The organism is Enterobacter sp. BIDMC 29, assembly GCF_019378755.1.
Lineage (GTDB): Bacteria > Pseudomonadota > Gammaproteobacteria > Enterobacterales > Enterobacteriaceae > Enterobacter > Enterobacter ludwigii.
In genome coordinates this window covers 303,590-326,198 of sequence record NZ_CP080000.1, presented here as the reverse complement: position 1 = coordinate 326,198, position 22,609 = coordinate 303,590, and the positions used below count along the sequence as shown (strand labels likewise).

At 53.1% G+C, this 22,609-nt stretch carries 22 protein-coding genes; 10 read left to right on the top strand and 12 right to left on the bottom strand.

Annotated elements, in window-relative coordinates; translation table 11 throughout:
* Positions 1-14 precede the first annotated feature (14 nt).
* The 6 genes from JTA15_RS01480 to JTA15_RS01455 all read right to left on the bottom strand — a co-directional run bounded on the left by JTA15_RS01480 (position 15) and on the right by JTA15_RS01455 (position 5,299).
* The gene (locus tag JTA15_RS01480) at positions 15-560 is read right to left on the bottom strand and encodes a cytochrome b (protein ID WP_014169034.1); all 546 of its coding nucleotides are present in this window, start codon (positions 558-560) and stop codon (positions 15-17) included.
* On the bottom strand, positions 557-1,612 hold the full coding sequence (locus JTA15_RS01475; RefSeq protein WP_219372782.1) for a catalase family peroxidase: 1,056 nt from the start codon (positions 1,610-1,612) through the stop codon (positions 557-559). Before JTA15_RS01475 ends, JTA15_RS01480 begins: the two co-directional genes overlap by 4 nt.
* A gap of 97 nt (positions 1,613-1,709) precedes the next feature.
* Positions 1,710-2,273 carry a gamma subclass chorismate mutase AroQ gene (gene aroQ, locus JTA15_RS01470; protein WP_042866541.1) on the bottom strand — a complete coding sequence of 188 codons (564 nt, stop codon included), beginning with the start codon at positions 2,271-2,273 and terminating at the stop codon, positions 1,710-1,712.
* Positions 2,274-2,607: 334 nt separating this feature from the next.
* The gene (locus JTA15_RS01465; RefSeq protein WP_020885059.1) at positions 2,608-3,255 is read right to left on the bottom strand and encodes an isochorismatase family protein; all 648 of its coding nucleotides are present in this window, start codon (positions 3,253-3,255) and stop codon (positions 2,608-2,610) included.
* 170 nt (positions 3,256-3,425) lie between these two features.
* A complete protein-coding gene (locus tag JTA15_RS01460; protein WP_219372781.1) occupies positions 3,426-4,340 on the bottom strand; it encodes a LysR family transcriptional regulator in 915 nt (304 codons plus the stop codon).
* A gap of 221 nt (positions 4,341-4,561) precedes the next feature.
* A complete protein-coding gene (locus tag JTA15_RS01455) occupies positions 4,562-5,299 on the bottom strand; it encodes an SDR family oxidoreductase (protein ID WP_014169027.1) in 738 nt (245 codons plus the stop codon).
* Positions 5,300-5,424: 125 nt separating this feature from the next.
* On the opposite strand from JTA15_RS01455, the gene JTA15_RS01450 reads away from it, so the two are divergent.
* On the top strand, positions 5,425-6,333 hold the full coding sequence (locus tag JTA15_RS01450; RefSeq protein WP_020885062.1) for a LysR family transcriptional regulator: 909 nt from the start codon (positions 5,425-5,427) through the stop codon (positions 6,331-6,333).
* Between the two features lie 19 nt (positions 6,334-6,352).
* Here the strand turns inward: JTA15_RS01450 and JTA15_RS01445 are convergent, their stop codons facing one another.
* The gene (locus JTA15_RS01445) at positions 6,353-7,222 is read right to left on the bottom strand and encodes a LysR family transcriptional regulator (protein ID WP_014169025.1); all 870 of its coding nucleotides are present in this window, start codon (positions 7,220-7,222) and stop codon (positions 6,353-6,355) included.
* Between the two features lie 114 nt (positions 7,223-7,336).
* Between JTA15_RS01445 and JTA15_RS01440 the strand changes: the two genes are divergently transcribed.
* The 4 genes from JTA15_RS01440 (at position 7,337) to JTA15_RS01425 (ending at position 10,963) form a co-directional block, all read left to right on the top strand.
* Positions 7,337-8,083: a glucose 1-dehydrogenase gene (locus JTA15_RS01440; RefSeq protein WP_044857227.1), complete on the top strand. Its 747-nt coding sequence runs from the start codon at positions 7,337-7,339 to the stop codon at positions 8,081-8,083.
* 49 nt (positions 8,084-8,132) lie between these two features.
* Positions 8,133-9,590 (top strand): MFS transporter, encoded by a 1,458-nt coding sequence (locus JTA15_RS01435; RefSeq protein WP_219372780.1) that lies wholly within the window; start codon positions 8,133-8,135, stop codon positions 9,588-9,590.
* Positions 9,591-9,697: 107 nt separating this feature from the next.
* Positions 9,698-10,081, top strand: a complete 384-nt coding sequence (locus JTA15_RS01430) for a RidA family protein (protein ID WP_020885066.1) — start codon at positions 9,698-9,700, stop codon at positions 10,079-10,081.
* Positions 10,082-10,180: 99 nt separating this feature from the next.
* A complete protein-coding gene (locus JTA15_RS01425) occupies positions 10,181-10,963 on the top strand; it encodes an alpha/beta fold hydrolase (RefSeq protein WP_255580134.1) in 783 nt (260 codons plus the stop codon).
* An 86-nt stretch (positions 10,964-11,049) separates the two neighbouring features.
* On the opposite strand, the gene JTA15_RS01420 is transcribed toward JTA15_RS01425, so the two are convergent.
* Together JTA15_RS01420 and JTA15_RS01415 are read right to left on the bottom strand one after the other, a co-directional pair.
* Positions 11,050-12,444, bottom strand: a complete 1,395-nt coding sequence (locus JTA15_RS01420) for a HAMP domain-containing sensor histidine kinase (RefSeq protein WP_219372778.1) — start codon at positions 12,442-12,444, stop codon at positions 11,050-11,052.
* Positions 12,444-13,121 carry a response regulator transcription factor gene (locus tag JTA15_RS01415; protein ID WP_219372777.1) on the bottom strand — a complete coding sequence of 226 codons (678 nt, stop codon included), beginning with the start codon at positions 13,119-13,121 and terminating at the stop codon, positions 12,444-12,446. Before JTA15_RS01415 ends, JTA15_RS01420 begins: the two co-directional genes overlap by 1 nt.
* 205 nt (positions 13,122-13,326) lie before the next feature.
* Between JTA15_RS01415 and JTA15_RS01410 the strand changes: the two genes are divergently transcribed.
* Entirely contained in the window at positions 13,327-14,163 is an 837-nt protein-coding gene (locus JTA15_RS01410; protein ID WP_219372776.1) for a MipA/OmpV family protein, read from the top strand.
* A 152-nt stretch (positions 14,164-14,315) separates the two neighbouring features.
* On the opposite strand, the gene JTA15_RS01405 is transcribed toward JTA15_RS01410, so the two are convergent.
* From JTA15_RS01405 to JTA15_RS01395, 3 genes are all read right to left on the bottom strand, one after another.
* The gene (locus JTA15_RS01405; RefSeq protein ID WP_219372775.1) at positions 14,316-14,633 is read right to left on the bottom strand and encodes a YebG family protein; all 318 of its coding nucleotides are present in this window, start codon (positions 14,631-14,633) and stop codon (positions 14,316-14,318) included.
* Positions 14,634-14,709: 76 nt separating this feature from the next.
* A complete protein-coding gene (locus JTA15_RS01400) occupies positions 14,710-16,497 on the bottom strand; it encodes a hybrid sensor histidine kinase/response regulator (RefSeq protein WP_219372774.1) in 1,788 nt (595 codons plus the stop codon).
* On the bottom strand, positions 16,494-17,126 hold the full coding sequence (locus JTA15_RS01395; protein ID WP_014169015.1) for a response regulator transcription factor: 633 nt from the start codon (positions 17,124-17,126) through the stop codon (positions 16,494-16,496). The genes JTA15_RS01400 and JTA15_RS01395 overlap by 4 nt, the downstream gene beginning before the upstream one ends.
* A 175-nt stretch (positions 17,127-17,301) precedes the next feature.
* Here JTA15_RS01395 and JTA15_RS01390 point away from each other — a divergent pair, with 175 nt between their 5' ends.
* The 4 genes from JTA15_RS01390 (at position 17,302) to JTA15_RS01375 (ending at position 22,591) form a co-directional block, all read left to right on the top strand.
* Entirely contained in the window at positions 17,302-17,616 is a 315-nt protein-coding gene (locus JTA15_RS01390; RefSeq protein WP_014169014.1) for a lipoprotein, read from the top strand.
* A 116-nt stretch (positions 17,617-17,732) separates the two neighbouring features.
* On the top strand, positions 17,733-20,765 hold the full coding sequence (locus JTA15_RS01385) for an autotransporter domain-containing protein (protein WP_219372773.1): 3,033 nt from the start codon (positions 17,733-17,735) through the stop codon (positions 20,763-20,765).
* 255 nt (positions 20,766-21,020) lie between these two features.
* Entirely contained in the window at positions 21,021-21,557 is a 537-nt protein-coding gene (locus tag JTA15_RS01380) for a GNAT family N-acetyltransferase (protein ID WP_219372771.1), read from the top strand.
* Between the two features lie 137 nt (positions 21,558-21,694).
* Positions 21,695-22,591 (top strand): PhzF family phenazine biosynthesis protein, encoded by an 897-nt coding sequence (locus JTA15_RS01375; RefSeq protein WP_219373226.1) that lies wholly within the window; start codon positions 21,695-21,697, stop codon positions 22,589-22,591.
* Positions 22,592-22,609: the final 18 nt, after the last annotated feature.

The following is a 22,609-nucleotide window of genomic DNA, read 5'->3' as shown; positions in this document are numbered from 1 at the left end:
CCGACAGGCCGCCTTTACTGCCGCCGTCTGCCGGTCCCCGCCATACTGTCAAAGACGCCATCACGCAGCACTAACGCATGAAAAAGCGCGGCCGCCAAATGCAGCATCACGGTAGCAAATAGCATCAGCGCAACCAGAGAGTGCAAAGGGCGCAGAATGGCAAACCAGTCGTTATTCACCGGAACAATGGGTGGCAAAACAACCCCGCCCCCGAGGGTGATGGGGTACCCCGCCGCTGACTGCATCGCCCAGCCAATCAGGGGCTGAAGGAACATCATGAGGTATAACGCCCAGTGTGAGAGATGTGCTATCAGGCGCTGCCAGGCCGGTATGGAAGCCGGTAGCGAAGGGACGGAGGTATAAAACCTCAGCCATAGCCTGACCACCACCAGAACCAGAATCATCAGCCCCAGCGGTTTGTGGATCGCCACCAGCAGGGCATGCTTCGACGAAATGGTTGAAACCATCGCAATGCCGATAAACAGCATTGCCACGATAGCCGCTGCCATGAACCAGTGCAGAATGCGCAACGCCGGATGGAAATAAGCAACCTGTTTCATAAGCCAGCTCCTGACTGTTGGGACTGTTCACGGGTACGCGCATTGTAGGATTTGGCATAGGCCGCCGAGCGCGCATTCAGTAAAGGATCGTCCGAAGGGGCAATGCCATCGGGCAAAATCAGCGGATCGTAGTTGATGTCATTGCACGGACCGTTTTGCTGCGGTGTTGCACGCGTCAGCACGAGCATGCCGGCATTGATGGTTTGCCGATCTTCAGGCCAGACCTGGCTTGCATCGTTGCCCGGATCGCCCGGTTTAGCGACGGTAATCATCAGATCCCATTTCAGCGGCCCTTGCTTCAGGCGCTCTTCAAGATCGTGTTGCAGAAAATCTTTATCATTTTTATCCGCCTCGCTCATCGGCTGAGAGCCAATATGCGGCACCATACTCCAGCGGACCAGATGCTCTTTACCCGTTTTATCAATAAAGCGAAATGCATTCAGGCTATTAAAGCGATCGCTTGCCCAACTGGATGAAGGTACATACTGCTTTGCCCAGGCGAGGTAGGGTTGCATCTGAGGATGCGCGATCACAAACGCCTTAAGCTTATCGGGGTTGGGTTTACCGGTTGCCGGATCGGGCAGAGTCAGGTTTTGCAGCGCATAGAAGTCTTCAACGGTAGAGACCGGAAAGCGTGGCATCGCGTTCATGCCTGTTCGCCACTGCTCGCCGTTGCTCTGCCTGAATTGCAGCGCCATGCTGCGCACGGGAACGGCATAATCCGGCGCTTTTGGGTTACCCCCTGCGATGGCGAAACGCCCCGTAACCGGCGTTTCGCCAGGGGCAAACAGCGCTGCTCGCGATAACGAGCTGACCTGGCCGTTAGAGATAAAATCCCCCACCACGCACACGCCCTTCGCGTGATTGCGGCGAAAACCGGGATGTTCCCCACCCAATTTCTGCAATACCGAAACCAGTTTGTCAGACGTCAGGCGATTCGGCGTCAGCCAGCCGCCTGACCAGAGAAACAGCGCTATCAAGACAAGGGGAATAATCGCGACCAGGCACAGGCGGACTATTTTTTGGCCGGTGGAAAGTGAAGTGTTCGTCATATTTTTGCTCACACAGTGAATACACAATCAAATACGCGAGAACGTATTCCTGAAAACATTAAGCACGTCTTTCGCTGCTGGCGTGATAACTCGCCCATTAAGACGCGCCACAGGATGAATGAAGCAGGATTTTTTTAACTGTAGCCCAGAGCCGCTCTTTATCTCTGTCACGTATTTTTTCATGCTGAATTTCTCGCATGAATGCCGCTTTATCAGCTCCGGAAAAGCCGCCCTCCGTTTTTAATTTCCGGGCGATACTGCGAAGCGTTGATTCATCGGCATGGGCAATTTTTGCTCTCACCGCAGAGAGCGGCATCGGTGTCCTCGGTGTGTCTTCTTCCATGAGCCAGTCGGCACAATGGAAATGCTGGATAGCCTTCGCAATGTCCATCTGCAGTTGAATGAAAGACCTGACGCTCTCTCTTTCCAGCCCTGACGCGTGGGCGACAGCAAAGGCTCTTTCAAGCACGTCCCGTTCCTGTTCAGGGTCGGCAATTGCCTGACCCTGCTGCGCCTTATACGCCGCAACCTCTTTCATCAGGCAAAAACGCAGGTTGATACTCATGCCGGGGCCGGAAAAAACCTCGATCGCTGTCGTTGTTTCCGCAATGCCATCTCCCTGAATGGATGGCCCTGCCGCTAACTCATGCTTTTTCTCCATTACCGATCTCACTTATCGCTTAGGTAAAAAAATAACGTTCTCAGGCCCGGATCCGGTTGGCTGGAAAGCGAACGAAAACCAACCTACCAGTTGGTAGGTTGGGTGTCAATTTCATCACTCATTTTTTACTCAATGCTGGATGCCATGTTTGTTCGGAATGGTTTTCAAAAGAATTCGGGGTAAGACAGGCAGCCGAAACGGCGAGCGAGGGGGAACGAAGAGAAGTGAACAGTACTCAGAAAAATCATGCGGGCAGGAATACTGCATCCTGCCCGCATACCGGCCATACGGTCATTCCACTCCCCCAGCAAAAAAAATCGTATGGCGAGTTATCTTAGGCGTGAACCATATCTGCACAATACTGGATGCCAATACCGAATGCTCCGCCATGTTTCTGGCTGATCGAAGTGGTCAGTTCGTAGGTTTCATGACGTGCCCAGTCACGTTGCAGTTCAAGCAGGTAAGTCAGGGCAGTAATCGGCTTTGCGCCAGCCTGAATCATGCGTTGCACAGCGCGTTCATGAGCTTCTGCACTCATGTCACCGCTGGCGTCTGTGACGATATAGACGTCAAAACCTTGCTCAATGGCAGACTGAACCGGACCATTCAGACAGACCGAGGTCCACAGACCTGCAAACACCAGGCGGTCGCGCTCCAGTTTGTTGACGGCATCAACAAAATTACCATCCTCCCATGCGTTGGAGGTGGATCGGTTAACGTACGACGCGTCATCCGGGAATACCGCTGAAACTTCAGGAAATACCGGGCCCGCAAAATCATGGCGTGAAATCGTCGAAACAAGGGTCGGAATATTAAACCCCTTACCTGTTTCCGCGAGGACTGCGGTATTTTGTCTCAGCAGGCCGATATCAATATTTTTCACATTGAACGCCATCTGGCTCTGGTGATCCAGCAGGATCAGCGCATGGTTTTCCGGGCTTAACAGATTTCTGGCCGCTGCAGGTGTTGCTTTAATCGTCATAATAATTTCCGCGATGTTTGTTTAAATTTATCAGTGTATTAAGGACCTGATTCGTGAACTCGGGAAAACTATACAAAACGAAATATTCTTTTGTCCGTTCATTTTTGCAAAGGGCTTATTGCAAAAATGAACGCTGTGAAATATTAATGAATTTTATATGAAAAAAGGAATTAACATGTTTGTCCGAATATTCTCTTTCTGTTCTCTGCTAAATAGTGGGAACAGTGATTCATAAATTCCCTTATTTTTGCTGATTTCCTCACATCAGGATGCGCGAGCAGCCAAATGTCTTCACCCAGTCCCTCCACGATGGGGCTAATCTGAGCCAGTTTATCTATCTGATTGCCATGCATGCAGGGTAACAAACCGATCCCAATCCCGCTTGAGATAGCCGACGCAACACTGAGAACGGAGTCGCCGCGAAAGGTGATATTTTTCTCGGGAATATTTTTTTCAATCCACAGAAAGGCGTTTAACTTAGACATTGCGTAATGGAAAGAGACCCAGCGATGCTCCGTGAGCGCCATAGCATTGACTTGCTTTTTTTCCCATTGTTCACGTAAACCATATACTGCCCAGAACGCCGATCCCACCTTGCGGCCGGAAAGATGCTCCGGAATGTCTCTGGTGGCTCGAAACGCGATATCCGCCCCGCCATCGAACAAATTGACGGATTCATTTCCTGTCGAGACCTGAAAGGTAATGTGGGGATTTACCCGGCTAAATGACGCGATCAGCGGGTTAAGGTAATCCTGCAAAAGGGCATCCGACGTGGTGACCCTTATCTCCCCCGAAAAACCGTATTCATCCTCTTCAATGTTCTGTAGAACATAGTGGATATCTTCTTCAATGCGGTGTCCCAGGGCGATCAGCGCGGTTCCGGCTTTTGTCGGAACGTAGTGGGTACGGCGACGCAGAAAGAGGGCTAATGCCAGCGACGTCTCAATGGCCCCCAACCGACGAAACAAGGTGGAATGATTGATGCCCAGAGCATCTGCGGCGCGTGACAGATTACCGTGCTCACCTACAGCCATAACGGTTTTCAAATCATCCCATGAAAAGTTCTGGGAGGTCATTTTCTTCATACTCTTTAAATCCAAATATCTTATCGGCAGGCCAGCTGTAAAAATTGCTGGCGGATGCGCTCGGCAATGGCATTGACCACCGCCGCACTCTCCAATATCAACCCGGAAGGGACGTTTCCCGCAGGTGTAGTGACGATATTGACTATTGCCTGTGCGGCATGACCGTGCAGGCCTCATCGCTCATTTACCCCGAAAGCGTATGCATTCGCCTGTCGGGGGGATTAGGCGAAGCCACCGTTTACACGAATAACCTGCGAGTTGATCCAGCTCCCGTCCGGACCGGCGATCATCGCTACTGCGCTGGCGATCTCTTCTGGGGTACCGATGCGCTCGAGCGGGGCCAGTTTTGCAACGGCCGCAACCTGCTCTTCGCTCTTACCGTTAAAGAAGAGCTCAGTCCCGGTGGGTCCCGGGGCAACGGCATTAACGGTGATATTTCTGCCCCGCAGTTCGTTTGCCAGCACGTGTACAAGCCCTTCCACGCCTGCTTTAGAGGCGATATAGGGACCATAAGCCGGGAAGGATTTGGCGATCACGCTCGTCGAAAGGGCAATGATTCTGCCGCCTTCACTCACGGTTTCAGCCGCATTTGCCAGCACCAGAAATGCGCCACGCAGGTTGGTATGAATGACACGATCAAAATCGTGAAGACCGGCAGGGGTAATCTTCGCCATTGGCATGATCCCCGCGCTGTGCACCACCACATCCAGTCTGCCGGTAACCGCTTTCGCTTGCTGGAACAAGTGGCTGACGTCCGCTTCGCTGGCAACATCAGCCTGAATCGCCGTCGCACGGCCACCTTTAGCAACGATGCTCTGCACGGTTTGCTCTGCCGCCTCGGCATTACCTGCGTAATTCACGATAGTGGTAAAACCGTCCCGCGCGAGACGCTCAGCAATGGCGCGGCCGATACCACGGGAACCGCCCGTAACAAGGGCAGTTTTATTGACTTTGTCCATCGTTCTCTCCGGTTTCAGTGAAAGGGGGTCTGAATGGAGATATTAATGTTTTAGCGGGAGAGATAAATGGGTGATATTTGATAACATAATTCCATTATCGTTAATAATCGTCTTCAGGATCCGTGATGGATAAATTTGATACCATGCTGCTCTTCACCCGCATTGTAGAGCTTCAAAGCTTCAGTCAGGCCGCGGACCAGCTAGGGATCCCCAGAGCGACGGCCAGCAATGCAATAAAAAGCCTGGAGAAAAACCTGGAGTGTCGTCTGCTGGAGCGGACGACCAGACACGTGCGGGCCTCGCTGGATGGCGAGGCATTTTATGAACGCTGCGTGCATATTCTTTCTGAACTGGACGATGCGGAGTCTTCCCTGCGTCATTCCGGCGTAAGACCACAGGGGATTTTGCGCGTGAATCTTCACGGGGCCCATGCAACCCGCATTGTACTGCCCCGTATTGACGAGTTTCACGCCCGCTATCCCGCCATCAGGCTGGTTATCAGCAGTGGGGATCGTCTGGTCGATCTGATTCGGGAAGGCGTTGACTGCGCCGTACGCGCGGGCAAGCTCTTTGATTCATCATTAATTGCCCGGCCTTTAGCCCAGATGCCTCAGGTTATCTGCGCCAGTCCGGACTATCTTCGTAAGCACGGCCGACCGATGACTCCAGACGATCTGCTTTCTCATCAGAGCGTCAATTTCTTTTCCACCAGCCGGGGTAAGAACTACCCTCTGGAACTCATTGTTAACGGTAAAGAGAAAAGCTATCCGACCAAAGGCTGGATGACAGTGAATGACGCAGAGAATTACGTTATTTGCGCGTTGCGTGGATGTGGGCTGGTTCAGCTTCCACGTTATCATGTGGACGATGCCCTTCGGGATGGCCTGCTACAGGAAGTGTTAAGCGACTGGAAAAGCCCGGCCATGCAACTTTCGGCTATCTATCCACAGCACCGACAGCTGTCTCCCCGTGTCCGGATTTTTGTAGACTGGCTGGTTTCTCTCTATCGGGAACGCTTTGAGGTGAACGCTTAATGGCTGCGTAAACCGTCGCTCACGTTGACGGCGCCGCGGGATCGGCAAGCATCGCATCGGCGATATCTAGCATAACCCGCAGGCGATCCATATGCCGGAGGTCAGAGTGATACCCTACCCATATATCTTTGGACGGCGGTGGCTCCGGCATGCTGATAGCCGCTAAGCCGGTGATGGCATCACCAAGCGGGCGCGGTAACACGGCGATGCCCATTCCACGCTGGCACATCTGTGCCTGTACGGCCCGGCTGGTACTGGTGAACACACGTCGTGACTGGGGGAACCTGTCGAGCAGCCAGGCGACGTCAGAGAAGTGGGATTGTGCCGTGTTCATCAGAATAAGCCCCACTGCGGCCGGATCGTGTCGGGCGATATCGGCGATTTCCGGCGTTCCATATAGCGCATAGGGGATGCGCATCAGGCGGCGCTGGACAATATCCGGTTCGGTAAAGGGAACGATGCGAAACGCAATGTCGGCATCACGCCGCGACAGGTTAAGTAAGCGGTAGCTTGCGATAAGCTCCGGCACAATCGCCGGATGGCGGCGCGTCAGTTCCTCCAGGACCGGTGCGAGAACATAGTTGGCAAACCACTCTGCTGAAGAGATCCGCAATATCCCTTCAAGACGTTCGTGATTACCGGCGAGACGCCGCTCCATCGCCAGCGCGGAGTTTTCCATCGCTTCTGCCAGCTTCAGCACCCTGTCGCCGGCGTCGGTCAGAACCAGCCCCTCCTGTGTCCGGCGAAATAGCGCTTGCTGCGCCTCTTCCTCAAGCGCCTTTATCCGGCGACCAATCGTCGGATGGCTCACACCCAGGCTTCGTGCCGCCTCGCCGAAAGAGCCCTTACGCATAACTGCAAGAAATACCCGGACGTCGCCCCATTCCATGCCAGTGTCTCACCGTACAAAAATGAACATTGAATATACAAAAGTGGCAGTTCCAAAACAACTTTGTCGATATCACTATAGCGTCCTCACCCCCCCAGTCAGGAAATGAATGACATGTACAAATTAAAAGACAAAGTGGCGATTGTAACCGGTGGTTCCAAAGGCATCGGAGCCGGGATTGCCCGTCAACTGGCGGCTGACGGTGCAAAGGTTATTGTCAATTACGCGTCAGGCAAAAGTAGTGCTGATAACGTCGTTGCCGATATACAAGCTGCCGGTGGGCAGGCGGTAGCGGTCGCGGCGGATGTCACCCGTCAGGCTGAGGTTGAGGTGCTGGTTCACGCGGCCATCGACATTTTCGGGCGGCTGGACATTGTGGTGAACAACGCCGGCATTTATGAGTTCGCCCGCATTGAAGAGAGCACAGAGGCACTCTACCGCAGACAATTCGACATCAATGTTCTGGGCCCGCTATTAATGTCCGGCGCTGCTGCGCCGCATCTGAATAAAGGCAGTAGCATCATTAACATCAGTTCGTTCGTCACCCGCGTCTTTATCGCCGAGAGTGCCATCTACAGCGGCACCAAAGGGGCGATCGATGCTATTACCGGGGTACTGTCACGAGAACTCGGCCCCCGGGGAATTCGCGTCAACGCGGTCAACCCTGGCCTTATCGAAACGGAAGGCAGTCATAGTGCAGGCGCGATGAACTCGGACTTCCAGACATGGAATGAAAAGCAGACCCCACTCGGCCGCATCGGTCAGGTGCAGGATGTTGCGCCGATCGTCTCATTTCTCGCATCAGACGATGCGGGATGGATCACCGGTGAGGTGATTCTTGCCTCTGGTGGCATGCGCTAACGCCCTGCCTCTCAATCTCTGCACATAACCGTTACCTGTGGAGTGTTCCATGTCGCCCCCTATCCTCCCGCAAGCCGAGCCGCGTCGCTGGGCAATGTTTGTCATCCTGCTGGTTGGTGCATTTTTGCCCCCGCTCGATTTTTTTATCGTCAATGTTGCGCTGCCTGCTATTCAGGACGAGCTGAGCGCTTCTTCCTCTGCTGAACAGCTGGTCATTTCGTCCTATGCAGCCGTGTATGCCGTAACCTTAATTACCGGCGGCCGTCTGGGTGATATTTATGGTCGTGGGAAGATGTTTTTTATAGGGCTTATCGGTTTTGCGGCGGCATCGCTGCTGTGCGGTTTAGCCTGGTCACCATGGGTACTGATTAGTGGACGCGTGTTACAGGGTGCTACGGCCGCGATTATGGCGCCTCAGGCACTGGCTTCCGTACAGGCCATTTTTCCGGAAGCGGAAAAACCGTTCGCGTTGAGTATCTATGGCGCTGTATTTGGCCTGGCCTCGGTTATCGGGCAGGTAGTGGGCGGTATCCTGATCTCAGCGGATCTGTTTCACCTGGGATGGCGGGCTATTTTCCTCGTTAACTTGCCGGTGGCGCTGCTGGTCATTCTCTTCGGGTTGCCACTGCTGAAAGAGACGCGTGCGCCATCCGCACAACGACTGGACCCGGTCGGCATGTTACTGGCGACCGCCACGTTGAGTGCGCTGATTGTGCCATTAATTGAAGGCCGTGAAGCGGGATGGCCCTGGTGGACATGGCTATCATTTCTGGCTGTCCCGCTGCTGGCGTCGCTGTTATGGCGTTATGAGCGTCGCCTTAGCCAGAACGGCGGTTCGCCTCTGCTTGATCCGGTCGTATTACGCGCGCCGGGGCTGGGCCAGGGGCTGGCGATCGTTTTGCTGTTTTATTCTATCGGGGCCTTCTTTCTTTTGTTCTCCGTTTATCTACAAGAGGCGTTGCAGTTAAACGCCCTGACTGCGGGCCTGCTTTTTCTGCCTTTTGGCGTGGGTTTTCTGATCGGTCCGTTGCTAACACCTTATCTGAGGCGTTTTGTCGGCAATTACCTGAGCGCAATCGGGATGGGATGCGAGACGTTGGGGTTAGCAGGCCTGGCAGGGTTGATTGCCCATACTATGACGGGTAGCGCACCGTCCATGCTGCCACTCGCCGTATTGCTTTTTATTACCGGCCTCGGCCAGGGACTGGCGATGCCGACGCTGGTCCGGATGGTGACAGGCCGCGTGGCACCGGCGTTTTCAGGCATGATTGCCGGAGTAACCAGCTCGACACTCCAAATCAGCACTGCACTGAGCGTCGCCGTCATCGGTGGCATTTTTTACAGCATGCTGGACACCGGCAGAAGCGGTGCAAATATTACGCATGCCTTTATCGTCGCCCTTCTGGCGATGGCGATATGCCTGGCCACGGGTGCCGCGCTAAGCATCCGGCTTATCCGGCAGGCCTCCGGTTTATTTTCTGCTGCGAGCGGCGCGTCTATCAAGTAACGTAACAGACAATCAACTGGCTGAGGGGTGGACATCCTTGCTCATGTTCCTCCCCAGCGTGCCGTTTACCCGTAGCACGTACTCCTGCATCAACCTGAGAAAAAATCATGAAAAAATCGATAGTCCCTGAAGAATTTCAACACTATTTCGATGACTGGCACTTCTCGCCTGTCATCGAAGCAGATGGCACGGTGTATCTCTCTGGTGTTACCGCGGCACGGAAGGACAAACCGATAAGTCAGCATCCGGAAGAACAATTCCATGATGCGTTTTATAAGCTTGGTGTTTATTTGAAAGCCGCAGGCTTAGGGTATGAAAATATTCTTGAGATGACCACTTTTCATATTGATCTAAAAAAACATATAGACGTTTTTTCTAAAGTGAAAGATGAATATGTAAAGGCACCCTACCCGGCATGGACTGCCATAGGCGTATCAGCGTTCATTCCAGAAAATGCGCTGGTGGAAATGCGGATTGTGGCTAAAAAGTAGTACCACCGTGTGTCCCCAAATCACCCCAGGCACGAACCGGATCGGCTTAAGCGCCGCAAGGTCTGCTACGAACAAACGGCAGACCTCGACGAGACGACAATGTCTTCATCAACTGCAATAGGCTATGTTTACAGATTCAGAAACCCTGGCAATGGCACTGCGGCCAGAAAATGGGACTTGCCGATGAATGCAGAAAACCTTCCTGTGGTACTTATCCCGGGATTTATGCTTGATGAAACACTGTGGGACGATTTTATCACCGCATTTCCCGAGCGCAGGCTCTTTATACCTGCGAGCCTGGGCCAGGGAACCACAATCCAGGATATTGCCGCTAATATAGTCCAGAAACTACCGGAGCGTTTTGTGCTGGCCGGCTTTTCGCTAGGTGGTTATGTTGCCAGAGCTATTTATGAGGCTTTTCCGGAGCGGACAGCGGCGATGATCCTCATTGCCACGTCTCTCAGAGAGGATTCGGCAGAACAGATAAATACCCGTGTTGCTGCAGCGAATATCAATTCCTCCAGAGAATTTAGTGGGCTGAGCACAACGGCCATTAGAAAATCACTTCATGCTGATCTCGCCAGTAATACGGCCATTATTGAGAAAATCCGTAATATGGGAAAAAGGCTGGGAGCCGATGTATTCAGAGTTCAGTCAGGGCTAAACCGCGGGCGAATAACGTTAAGACCCATTTTATGCCCGACCTACATTATTGCAGCGAAACATGATCGGCTGCGTTCAACGGAGGAGGCAGAAGAACTCGCCAGGCTAACCGGAACCTGTGTGGATTATGTTGACGGTTGTGGACATCTTATTCCTCTGGAAAAACCGGATGAACTGGCCCAGCGTGTGTCCAGATGGCTCGATAAAACAGGCCTTTAAAATAACGTTGATGCAAACAGAGTCCCCCTATTCTCTGCGAATCAAACGCCAGGTCATTTTTCTTAGATGTCTGCTTCTGGCCTCTGCTACGCATTTTCGGCTATCGGAGTTGGGAAATCGACAGTGACCAGCAGCCCGCCTTCTGCAGACGTACACAGGCCTACGCTGCTGTTGTGTTGCTGCGCAACCGCGTTGACGATGGCAAGTCCCAGTCCACTCCCGCTTTGCATCTGGTTGGGGTCGCGAAAAAATCGGTCGAACACACGCTCCCTCAATTCAGGCCGAATACCGGGCCCGGCATCTGAGACACGAAGCTGCGTGGATTTATCCCGCGATCGTATCTCTACTTCAACCCGTCCACCCTCAGGGCTGTACTTGACTGCGTTCTCAATCAAATTGTCAATCAGCGACATCAGGCGCTCCCTGATGCCTGTGATCCAGACTTCATCATCAGAGACGAATTCAAGCTCTATCCTGCGCTCCGTAGCCAGCGGTTCCAGTGCAGCCATTCGCTCCTGAATGAGCGTCGTCAGCGGCACTGGCTGCATAACGGCATCAATACGTGCTTCACTGTGCATCATCAGCAACAATTGATTGACGAGTCGGGCGGCCCGGCTGTTGCTGCGAACAATCCCCACCAGTAATTCCTGTTGAGTCTCATTGCTTACATACGACTGCAGCGCCTCCACGTTGATTCGCATTGCAGCCAGAGGAGTACGCAGCTCGTGAGCGGCATCAGCAATGAAAATCCGTTCCCTTTCCGCGCTTTCGCGCACCCTGGCAAGAAACACGTTTATCGCGTCCACCATTTGACGAAGCTCCCTGTGTTTTGGCATGGCTTTTAATGGAGAGAGATCGTCTGGCGTTCGCAAGGATATTTCATTTACGACCTTGCTCCAGGGTCGCATTGCAATACGAATTGACAGCCACGCGGGAAATAAAAGAAAAGGAATGCATACCAGTAGCGGCAATATGTAATAGCCACGCGAGTTCAGGTAGATAAAGAAGTTCCATCCTCCGGCAGGCGTCACAAGTGTCACCTCCACATCGGAGTTCCCGGATTTTAGCGTACGGCTGGTCCAGGTGCGCCCCTCACTCTCAATACGCTGTAATTCCCCCAATTGGGTGTTTACGACCCCTGTTGGTGCGCCATCAGATGAATAAATTATCTCGTTATGTTTGCGAATAATGAGGCTGATTGACAGTTCGGGATCTTCACCTCCGCCATATCCCTCCCGCAACGCCTTACTGAACGTGTTCAGCACATCGGTGCGTTCCTGGGGGCGATCGTCCATACTGTCCACCAGCGTAAAAAGGGTTTCGTAGGTCTTACTGCCCGTTAATATCGGGGGGCTACGCAAGTCCTCCCACAAAACAAAAGTCAAAAAAAGACACCACAGCAAGGTCAGCAGCAGCATCTGGGCGATGATGATTCGCCGAACGAGCGTGGGGAGTCTCAGGGTGGGCCAGATATTTCGCATCAATCACCGCCTTTGTAGATCGGGACAGTATCAATGACATACCCTACCCCTCTCACCGTTCGCACATAACCGTCCCCGATTTTTCGACGCAAATTCCCCATATGCACGTCGAGAGCATTACTCAGATTTTCTTTGGTGCCGAAGATTCTTTCTTCCAGAAATCGTCGTGTAAGCACGCGGTCAGCGCGCAACATTAACGTTTCAAGCAGCGCGTATTCACTTGCCGTCAACTCCACATGACGGGCACTCACCGTCACGCGACGCGTTGGCACATGCAGAGATAACCCTCTGATTTCTATCGCCTCATTCTGAAAACCGTAACTGCGGCGCGCAAGCGCTCTTACCCTGGCCAACAACTCGGCGAGAATAAAAGGTTTAACAAGGTAATCGTCTGCACCGGCATCCAGCCCACACAGGCGATCCTGTAGCGTGCCTCGAGCAGTCAGGATGATGACAGGGATCCCCTTGAACTGTTGCCGCAAGCAGGTCATCAGGCCCATGCCATCGCCATCGGGCAGTCCCAGGTCGAGCAATATCAGTTCTGGCACGCAGGCATCAAGCTGATGCAGCGCATCCTCTTTGCGGCGAACCCATATGACTTCAAATCCTTGATCTGCAAGGGCTATCCGCACGCCATTGCCCAGATCCAGGTCGTCTTCGATTAGTAGAATTTTCACATTGGTAACGGTATCAACAGTGAATGAAGAACGTCTTAAGAAAAAAACGGTTTCGATAAATCTATCAGGTTTACTGCAGCGGTACTTGCTTCAGCGTTTCTTCATTTTCGGCTCATAAGAACCTTAGGGTGCGTATTCAAACTGAGAAAACTGGCGTGAATAACCGCTTGTATCGTCATCATTTGAATCCACAAGGACTTCTTTAATGAGAAACATCGCACTGCGTCATCAGTTTCCTCCTATGCTCTCGCCTCGCAGCCTGAAAAAAATAGTGCCGGGAGTCGTTCTGGCGTTTCTGACCACCCCAACACTGGCGGCAGAACAGAACCAGGGTAACGTGTTGACCCTGGGGGGAGGTGTGGATATTGCGCCACGCTATTCTGGTTCGGATAAAAGCCGCGCCACTACAGCATTAGTGCTCGATTACTCCATGGCAAATGGCGTCTTTATCAGCACCACGCGGGGTATCGGTTACGGTAACAGTGTCGGTAAACTGGATTACAACGCTGCGCTGAGCTACCGCGCTGGTCGCAAGGATCGTGACGTGAACAGCGATTCAATAAGCTCCGGCAGTGACGACTTGCGGGGTATGGGTGACGTCAAAGGCTCGGCCATCATTGTGCCCGGACTGGGGTATAAGGTGACCGACTGGCTGAGTGTGCAATTGCAGGCTGAAGTGCCGGTTTCTGAAAGAAACAACGGTGAGGCCCTGCACTTCGGGATTATCAGCCCGCTTTATACATCACCGAAAAATTCCCTGACGCTGGCGCTGACCACCAGTTGGGGATCCAGCAAGTACATGCAGACATACTACGGGGTGAATGCCGCACAGTCAGCAGCATCGGGGTTTTCCCGACATGATGCTGGATCCGGTATTTATGCTTATTCGCTGAATGTGGACTGGACCCACAAGCTGACCCCGGACTGGAGCGTAGCTGTCGCAACAGGTGTTACGCAGTTGACGGGAGATGCAGGCAATAGCCCCATTGTTCAACGAAAAACGTCGCCCACGGGAAGTTTGAAAGTGACGTACAGCTTCTAATCATGATGGGATAAGTGCTTCCCGACGACTTCACGCTCAGAACTCTCAATAATATGTATTCGTTCCGCCCCTGTCAGATAACGGGGCGGCACTCAACACGCCCTGATGCCCCCCTGACTCGGGGCATCAGAATCGATGATGCACTCTGGCGATCAGGCAGCTTTAACGGCTCTGATTTTTTTACTGCCAGCCGCTTCTGGCTCTGGGTTATCTGTGGCAGTGGCGGCATTGAGATCGGGAAGCTTGCTGGTACGCAGAATATGCTGCACGGCCTCTTTCTGCTCGGCGAGATACAGCCCAAGATTTTCAGCCTGCGTTTCATCCATCTGCATGCCGCTTTGCAACAGCCAGTCGGTGAACGCTTCTGCCATGTCGAGCAGTTTGTCGTGAGCGTCAGCCTCTTTTTTACTGGCAAATGTCATTTTCTCTTCACCTTTTCGTACGACAACATATTTTGTTTCAACAGCCATTATGCACCTCTTGTACTGTATTTATATACAGTATAGCATTTCCAGAATTGTGTTGCAGTCAAATTGTACTTTCGTTTTAGCCCGAGCCCGCAGACCACTGTGTCAGTAGCGCATGCAGTTTGGCGGGCTCCAGCGGCTTACGCAACACCAGGTAGCCTTCCTGCTCCGCTTCCAGCAGAACCGGCGAGTTAAACTCCCCGCTGACCATCGCGCCGCTCATGTCGGGCAGACGTTCGAAAAGTGCTTTCAGGATGTCGAACCCGCTTTCGCCGGATCGCAGGCGCTGGTCGCACAGTACAGCAAATGGCGTGAAACCGTCGTCAATGATGGCAAAAGCGTCTTCGGCCGAGGCCGCGCAGCGCACGTTAATCCCCCAGAGGCTCATCAGGCTCTCCCAGGCGGACGTCACCAGCGGATCGTCGTCAACGACCAGGCAGGAGCCATGCAGTGGCGCATAGCGTACTGGGGAAGCGATGTTGTCACCGGCGGGCAGTGGATCCACCGCTTTCACGTCACCCGTGTATTGCGTAAAGCGCATCCAGAAGCGTGAACCTTTGCCTTCAATGGAGTGCATTCCATACTTCACGTTCATCAGCTTGGCACAGCGGGCAACCACCGCCAGGCCCAGCCCGTGCCCTGCGCTGTCGATCTTCCATGCCAGCTCGGGGCGGTAGTAAGGCGAGAAGATTTTGCTTTTTTCGTCGTCGGCAATCCCCACCCCGGTGTCCCATACTTCCACCAGACACTCGACACCGCGCGGACGGATGGCAACCAGCACACCGCCCTGTTGCGTATAGCGAAGGGCATTTTGTATCAGGTTAATCAAGGACTGACGCACCAGCAGCGGGTCCCCCATCACGAAGAGGCGACGTTTGGGCCGCCAGGTTCGCAGCCGCAGTGCGCGACTGTTGGCCTCTTCGCGAAACAGGGTGATCACCGAGTCGAGAAGCGTGCCGATGTCCACGCGTGTAGGGGCGGTCATTACATTGCCAGATTCAATTTTGCTGAGATCGAGCAGGGAATTGAACATCAGGTGCACCGAACGAACGCTCTGTTGCAGGTCAAGCAGCTGTGGCGTCAGGCTGTCGTCCTGGTTTCTGTGGATAATGGCTTCGATCAAAAAGCCCATGGCATGCACTGGCTGGCGCAGATCGTGGCTGGCGGTCGTCAGGAACTGATTTTTATCGAGCAACGCCTGTTCCGCTTCTTCTTTGGCCTGCCGGAACTGCTCCGCCAGGCGTGAGCTTTGCTCTTCCAGCAGTGCTTGCTGGATAAAGAACGCGTGGGACGTTAACGCATGGCGGTAGATTGCGAAGCCGTACAGCAGGTTCAGCATCAGCACGATGAACATCAGGTCATCCAGTCGCAGGATGATACCGAGAGTCAGAACTCCCCAGGAGGCAAAGAAAAACCGTGTGAAGGTGCTGATGACCGGCGTCAGATGCGTCGCATTGGCAGCGACAATAGCGGCAATGCTGATATTAAGGAGCAGGAAAAAGTCAAAATTCTGCGTCTGCGGGGTAATTAAATAGAGTGATGAAATCCCCAGCCCGTGAAAAAAGGCCACCTTATTAATGCGCGGAAGCCAGCGGCGCAGGACGGCCTCATCATCATTTTCTTTAACCTCTTGCTGATAGCGCCGATGCACTATTCGGATCGCCACAGCACAGAGCAAGTAAATTATTATCCAGGTAATGGTTGGACCCAGATCGTCCCCCAGCAAATGGATCCAGATAGCGAAAGGAATGCCGACAAAAGGCACAGCGCTAAAGCTGAATACCAGCCGCAGAAACGTATTATTCAGCAGGCGAATTTGCGCGGGGGGAGAGATGCCATCGTTCTGTGAACCCTGGAAAAACCTCATTCCGACGGCTCCCGTTTGCCATGCAGTAGCGTGATGGCTTCCACCCGACTGTTAACGCCTATCTTTTTCAGAATATTGCTGATGTGTTCTTTTACCGTGGGCTCAGAAATAGAAAGCTGGGCGGCAATTCTTTTATTTGGCAGGCCGCGCATAATCATATTCAAAACATCAATTTGCCGCGGCGTTAAGTTAAATTTACTTAACTGCTCATTATTCGTCTTAACGGCACATTCGTTTGCACAAGGAAACCATGTCAGATTATCCGCCAGGGCAAAAACGGCCCGTGAGAATAATTCAGGAGGTTCGCTTTTCAATACGAAACCGTGTCCTCCGGCCGTATGCACTTTCTGCCAGATATCGTTATTTTCATCCCCACTGACGACCAGGAGGCGCACCTGAGGGTAAAGTTGTTTCACTTCTTTGAGTAATTTCAATGCCGTACCGGAAGATAGCCAAAAATCGATTACCAGTAAACGTGGCGGGCCATTTTCCCTAATATGACGGTAGCAATCTTCTTCATTCGTCACGACATACGCCTGTTTGAACCGGCAATGTGTAATCAGAAAATTGGCGATGCCGCTTGCTACCAATGGATGATCATCAACGACCAACGCATAATTCTGCCCCAAAGGAATCTCCTTTCACCTTCGCGTATCTGAGAGTACAGATGAATTATTATCGACCCACCCTACTTTAGGAGGGTTTTTTCAATTAGGAAAGAGAAATATATTACCCGCTGATTTGGGTAATAGAAAACATAAATACAATCAGTGATTTTAACTGGTTGGATATAAAGGATAATTTATGAAAAGACCACTAATCGCTTTAACCGTTACGTTGATGCTAGCCGGTTGTTCCACCCTGAAAACCGATCAGGCTATTCCACTGCTGCAGGCGGAAACCGCTAAAATGCTGGGGCTGGGCTCATCGGACGAAATAACGGTGACCAACGTGAATGGTGCCCAACCGGATGCATTGGGCGGGCAAAAACTTTCTTATCGCGCCACGACAGAAAAAGGGCGAATTTTCGATTGCTCATCAATGATGATGCCTGGAATTTTAGGATCTGCGCCGACGCTAAGCGCGCCGACCTGTACGCCGGTTGTCACGCATAAATAATTTCCTCAATACCAAAAGGCGTACAAATAATAACGCCTTTTAAATTTCCCGACACATTTGAGTTTCATATAAAAACGATTTTCCAGACATCATGCTAATGAGTACGGAGATAGCCCGTGAATAACTCTACATCGCATTCTTTAGCGGTTAAGACACCGCTTTCCAGACTTTACCTCGCTCTATTTTCCGCACCGCTGTTGATGCTCTCCCCTGCCGATTTCGCTCGCGCAGCGGATGCCATTTTTGACGGCGACGCGCGTGTTACCGAATCTTTAGGTTACACCGGCGATGTTTACGTCGGCCGTAACCAACGCGGAAACCTGCTGATCGATAATGGCAAAATCACTGCCTATAACATCAATATCGGTCGACTGTTCAACGGCCAAATTTATGAAAGCGTGGTCACGGTCCGCGGACCAAACGCTGAGCTGAACGCGGTTAACGATCAGTACATTCTGCGTGGTGGCCTGAATCTTGGCCTGGGCACCCTGCGAGTCGAAGACGGTGCGCTGGCCAGCGCGAAGGAGATCGTGGTCGGTACCACCCGTGGCTACGACAGCCACCTTATCGCTACGGGCGCCGGTTCACGCGTCGTCAGTAATTTTCTCAGCGTTGGCACTGACCTGGGAGCCCGCTCCACGCTGGCGATTGAAAACGGTGCGACGCTCAACACCACCTACGATGCCCGTATAGGCAATGGTTCCGGCCCAGATGAAACCGACAAGCTGAGCCCAAAAGCCACCGTCACGGGATCCGGTTCGCAATGGAATGTTGGCCGTACGCTCACGCTTTATGGCGATCTGGACGTGCTCAACGGCGGAGCGGTTAACGTGGGCAACATTCAGGTGGCGGGCGTCTCTGGCGCACGTAAAACCGCCGAGCTGGTTATCGCGGGCGAGGGCTCGCGTTTTACCAGTGCCAGCAGCGTTAGCGTTGGCGATTACGGCAATGGCGTACTGTCGGTCATGGACGGCGGTGCATTTTCCGCAGGCGGTAACGAGCTGGTAGTGGGGATGACGGGTTCCGGCTCGAACCGGGGCGCGCTGATAATCGGCAGCCGCGGCAATATGGACTCCGGCACCGGTTTAACGGAGCCGACGCTTGGCGCGGCGGGCGGCGCGGGCACTCTTGATGCGAAGACGGCAATCAGCCTTCGGGGTGGGTTATTCGGCAGCTATGTCTACTTCAACCATACCGACGGAAATTACGTTTTCAGCAACAAGATGAGCGGCGAAGGTGAAGTGATCAATACCTCCGGTCAGACCACGCTGAACGGCGATCTTTCAGGGCTCAAGGCGAACGTGACCGCGCGCGGTGGAAAAGTCATTATTGCCAGCAATATCAACACCCAACCCGAAGACGATATTTTTGATGTGCAGACGCTTAGCGCCGAGAACGGCGGCACGCTGATCCTCAACGCGACGGCGGGATCGGAGGTCAGTAACGGACAAGGTTACAGCAGCGCCGCGTCGATCAAAGCCGGCGGCACGCTGGGCGGTGACGGCACGCTGGGCCAGACAGAGATCCTCTCCGGCGGCCATATCTCGCCCGGTGATGGCACTATCGGCACGCTGACGCTGAAACGCTACCTGAACTTTGTGGGTGAATCGTTCTATGACGTTGATATCGCCGGTGACGGCCGCAGCGATCAGTTACTGGTGTCTGGCAAAACGACCATCAGCGATCAGGCTAAAGTACAGGTTACCGCGCTGGATCCTCAGACCAGCTACAAAACGGGCCAAAGCTATCGCATTCTAACCTCCGACGGGGGAATTGACGGCCAGTTCGCCGGGGCCATCTCCAAATCCGCCTTCCTGGACGTGGCACTGAAACAGAGCACCGACGCTGTCGATCTCACCATCGCGCAGAAAGAGACCGGCGGAGAGAATCCTGGGGGTGAAAACCCGGGTGGTGAGAATCCGGGCGGTGAGAACCCAGGGGGTGAAAATCCGGGTGGTGAAAACCCTGGCGGCGAGAAYCCWGGCGGCGAGAATCCAGGTGGAGAAAATCCAGGAAGCGGTAAACCGGGTATTTTCCAGACGGTGGCCAACACCAGCAACCAGTGGAATACCGCCGGCGCGCTTTCCACGCTGACACAAAACGGCCCTTCCCTGGCGCTGTATAACTCTCTGCTGGTACTCAGCGCACCGCAAGCGCGCGAGGCGTTCAACCAGCTGTCAGGTGAAGTTTACCCGTCGGTACAGTCTAACCTGATCGCCGGCAGCACTCAGCTGTTCAACGTACTGAACCAGCGCATGCAGCGCGCGTTCGATAATGACAGTCTGCCGATACCGCCGTTAGCGATGTCGCTGGTACAACAGCCGGAGCAACAAAATAACGGCGTATGGGGCCAGACCTTCAGTTCCTGGAGCAGAACGCGCGACAACGGTAACGCAGGCAAGCTGGACGGCAACACCACCGGCTTCCTGCTGGGCGCGGATCGCACGTTGGCTGACCATAACGTACGTGTCGGGGGGTACTTCGGCTATAGCCGTGGTGATTACGACGTCGATAGCCGTCGTTCATCCACGGATACCGACAACTATCACCTTGGCCTGTATGCCGCAGGGCAACAGAATGCGTTCTCACTGCGCGGCGCGCTGGGTTACACCTGGCACAAGATTGAAGGCGAGCGCAACGTTGATTTCAGTGGTTTCTCGGACCGCCTGAAGTCAGATTACGACGCCAACTCGCTGCTGGCGTTTACCGAGGCGGGCTACCGTTTTGGCCAGCCGGCGATGAATGTTGAACCGTTTATCAACCTGTCCTGGATTCGACTGCATACCGACAGTTTCAGGGAAGATGGCGGTGCCGCCGCGCTGAGCGTGCGTAATGAAACGATGAACACCTTCTACTCCACGCTCGGGATGCGCGGCGTCACCGAACTGCCGAAAAACGTTAACCTGTATGGTTCGTTGGGATGGCAGCACGCCTACGGGGATAAAAACACCTCATCGCGGATGGCATTTGCCGGCAGTGACGCGTTCATCACCCAGGGCCAGGCCGTTGATGAGGACGTGATGGTGGGCGATATCGGCGTCAGCGTACAGCTGTCGCGCGCTGCGACGCTGGATGTCGGTTATCAGGGGCAACTCGGTCAAGACACCCGCATCAATTCGGTCAACGCTAACCTGCGCTGGTCGTTCTGATTACCCTTTTCAGCATTTATATAGACCCGCGTACTGCGGGTCTTTTTTTGTCCGTTTTCTGTCCATCGCAAACTGATATCTGGTGAGGCTGACCTGTTCCCATTGGTTAACACACCAGGGTATTCGTCGTGTGCGTTTCGCCACGACAGCACACAATCGGATCTGTCGAATTACGTCAAAACACATATATGCTTAAATCAGAGAGCATCAATTAATGAAAGACATATTCCCGTCAACACATATCAGGAGGTCTGTTTGCGAATTGAAACAGCTCGATTGTGCCTTCGCCCGGTAATGGCATCAGACGTAGCGGATCTCTTCAGAATTTATGGTGATCCGGCGACGAACACGTTTAACCCCGCAGGCCCCTACCCGGATATTGATCATGCAAAAACGGTTCTCAATCGCTGGCTCGCCCACTGGCAAACTCACAGCTTTGGTAGCTTCGCCATATCGCTTCTCGAATCCCCTGAAAAAATCATCGGATTTGGTGGTCTGAGCATCCGTAGCTATGGCGATTGTGGGATTAACAATCTTGGATATCGGTTATCGACAGATGCCTGGGGAAAAGGCCTGGCGACAGAATTTGCTACACGCGCGGTAAGGTATGGTTTTGATGATATGAAACTCACCGAGATCTCAGCCGTTGTCAGAGCTAACCATCTGGCGTCACAGAACGTTCTTGAGAAAACGGGACTGAGATATGTCAGAGATATACATGATATTAAAGACGCACCGCCGAGCCTTTTGTATTCACTCACCTTAACGGAGTGGATGAACAAAACCAGGTAAACATCACCGTCCGTCGTTAAGGTGAAAAATACGCATACAGGCAAATGCCAGTGGGTTATGTTTTCACGTGAGCGTATATTAAAACGACAAACTCGTTGAGTATAAATTCATTTTAAGGCATGGAAGTTGAGGTCCTGGTGAGAAGACGTTATGTGATTGCAGATGTGTTTACTGATAAACCGTTTTGCGGTAACCCGGTCGCTGTCGTTCTGGATGCCGAGGGATTGACCACTGAGCAAATGCAGCTGCTCGCGTTAGAATTTGGCTACAGTGAAACGACGTTTGTTTTACCTCCTGAAGAACCATCACATACGGCTTGGGTACGGATTTTTACCCCGACGCGTGAAATCCCTTTCGCTGGTCATCCCAATATTGGGACTGCTTTTGTCCTGGCGTATCAGGCTGAACTGAATGGCGAATCGCTACCTGAAACGCTGATATTCGAAGAAGCTGCCGGGCGGGTACCTGTCAGGATTATCAGAGAAAATGCAAAGGTCACGGGTGCAGAACTTCTTGTTCCGCAAGCTTTATCCTGCCATTCAGAAGTCAGTACGGAAAACGTGGCGGCCTGCCTCTCTCTTGAAGCCAGTGATATACGCACTGAAATGCATATGCCTGTCGTCGCCTCTGTTGGCCTGCCTTTTTTGATTGTCGAACTCGCGACCCGAAATGCGCTTCGCTGTTGCGTACCCAATTTGCAGGGTTTCCGGGCTATTTTGCCCCTCGACGGTGCGGTGTCCATTTACGCCTATACGCTGGAAACGGATCCTGAAGACCCATGCGATTTGCAGGCCCGGATGTTTACGCCGCGCATGACCGAAGATCCGGCAACAGGCAGCGCGACTGGCGCAGTAACAGCCCTGCTGGCCCAGCTTCGCAATAAAAAAGAGCTCTCTCTTCGCGTAAGCCAGGGCGTTGATATGGGGCGCGCCAGCATATTATTTTCAGGCTATGACGGCACTGCAGAAAGCCCGTCAGTTCGGGTAGGAGGAAAAAGCGTTATTGTCATGGAAGGTTCATTTACATTGCCCTGACGCCCGCGGTGAATGAGG

Coding starts and splice junctions, on each gene's coding strand:
- JTA15_RS01480 (WP_014169034.1), bottom strand. CDS start 560: ATGAAACAGGTTGCTTATTTCCATCCGGCGTTGCGCATTCTGCACTGG.
- JTA15_RS01400 (WP_219372774.1), bottom strand. CDS start 16,497: ATGAGGTTTTTCCAGGGTTCACAGAACGATGGCATCTCTCCCCCCGCG.
- JTA15_RS01460 (WP_219372781.1), bottom strand. CDS start 4,340: ATGAAGAAAATGACCTCCCAGAACTTTTCATGGGATGATTTGAAAACC.
- JTA15_RS01440 (WP_044857227.1), top strand. CDS start 7,337: ATGTACAAATTAAAAGACAAAGTGGCGATTGTAACCGGTGGTTCCAAA.
- JTA15_RS01435 (WP_219372780.1), top strand. CDS start 8,133: ATGTCGCCCCCTATCCTCCCGCAAGCCGAGCCGCGTCGCTGGGCAATG.
- JTA15_RS01430 (WP_020885066.1), top strand. CDS start 9,698: ATGAAAAAATCGATAGTCCCTGAAGAATTTCAACACTATTTCGATGAC.
- JTA15_RS01475 (WP_219372782.1), bottom strand. CDS start 1,612: ATGACGAACACTTCACTTTCCACCGGCCAAAAAATAGTCCGCCTGTGC.
- JTA15_RS01445 (WP_014169025.1), bottom strand. CDS start 7,222: ATGGAATGGGGCGACGTCCGGGTATTTCTTGCAGTTATGCGTAAGGGC.
- JTA15_RS01390 (WP_014169014.1), top strand. CDS start 17,302: ATGAAAAGACCACTAATCGCTTTAACCGTTACGTTGATGCTAGCCGGT.
- JTA15_RS01425 (WP_255580134.1), top strand. CDS start 10,181: ATGTCTTCATCAACTGCAATAGGCTATGTTTACAGATTCAGAAACCCT.
- JTA15_RS01455 (WP_014169027.1), bottom strand. CDS start 5,299: ATGGACAAAGTCAATAAAACTGCCCTTGTTACGGGCGGTTCCCGTGGT.
- JTA15_RS01465 (WP_020885059.1), bottom strand. CDS start 3,255: ATGACGATTAAAGCAACACCTGCAGCGGCCAGAAATCTGTTAAGCCCG.
- JTA15_RS01420 (WP_219372778.1), bottom strand. CDS start 12,444: ATGCGAAATATCTGGCCCACCCTGAGACTCCCCACGCTCGTTCGGCGA.
- JTA15_RS01450 (WP_020885062.1), top strand. CDS start 5,425: ATGGATAAATTTGATACCATGCTGCTCTTCACCCGCATTGTAGAGCTT.
- aroQ (WP_042866541.1), bottom strand. CDS start 2,273: ATGGAGAAAAAGCATGAGTTAGCGGCAGGGCCATCCATTCAGGGAGAT.
- JTA15_RS01410 (WP_219372776.1), top strand. CDS start 13,327: ATGAGAAACATCGCACTGCGTCATCAGTTTCCTCCTATGCTCTCGCCT.
- JTA15_RS01405 (WP_219372775.1), bottom strand. CDS start 14,633: ATGGCTGTTGAAACAAAATATGTTGTCGTACGAAAAGGTGAAGAGAAA.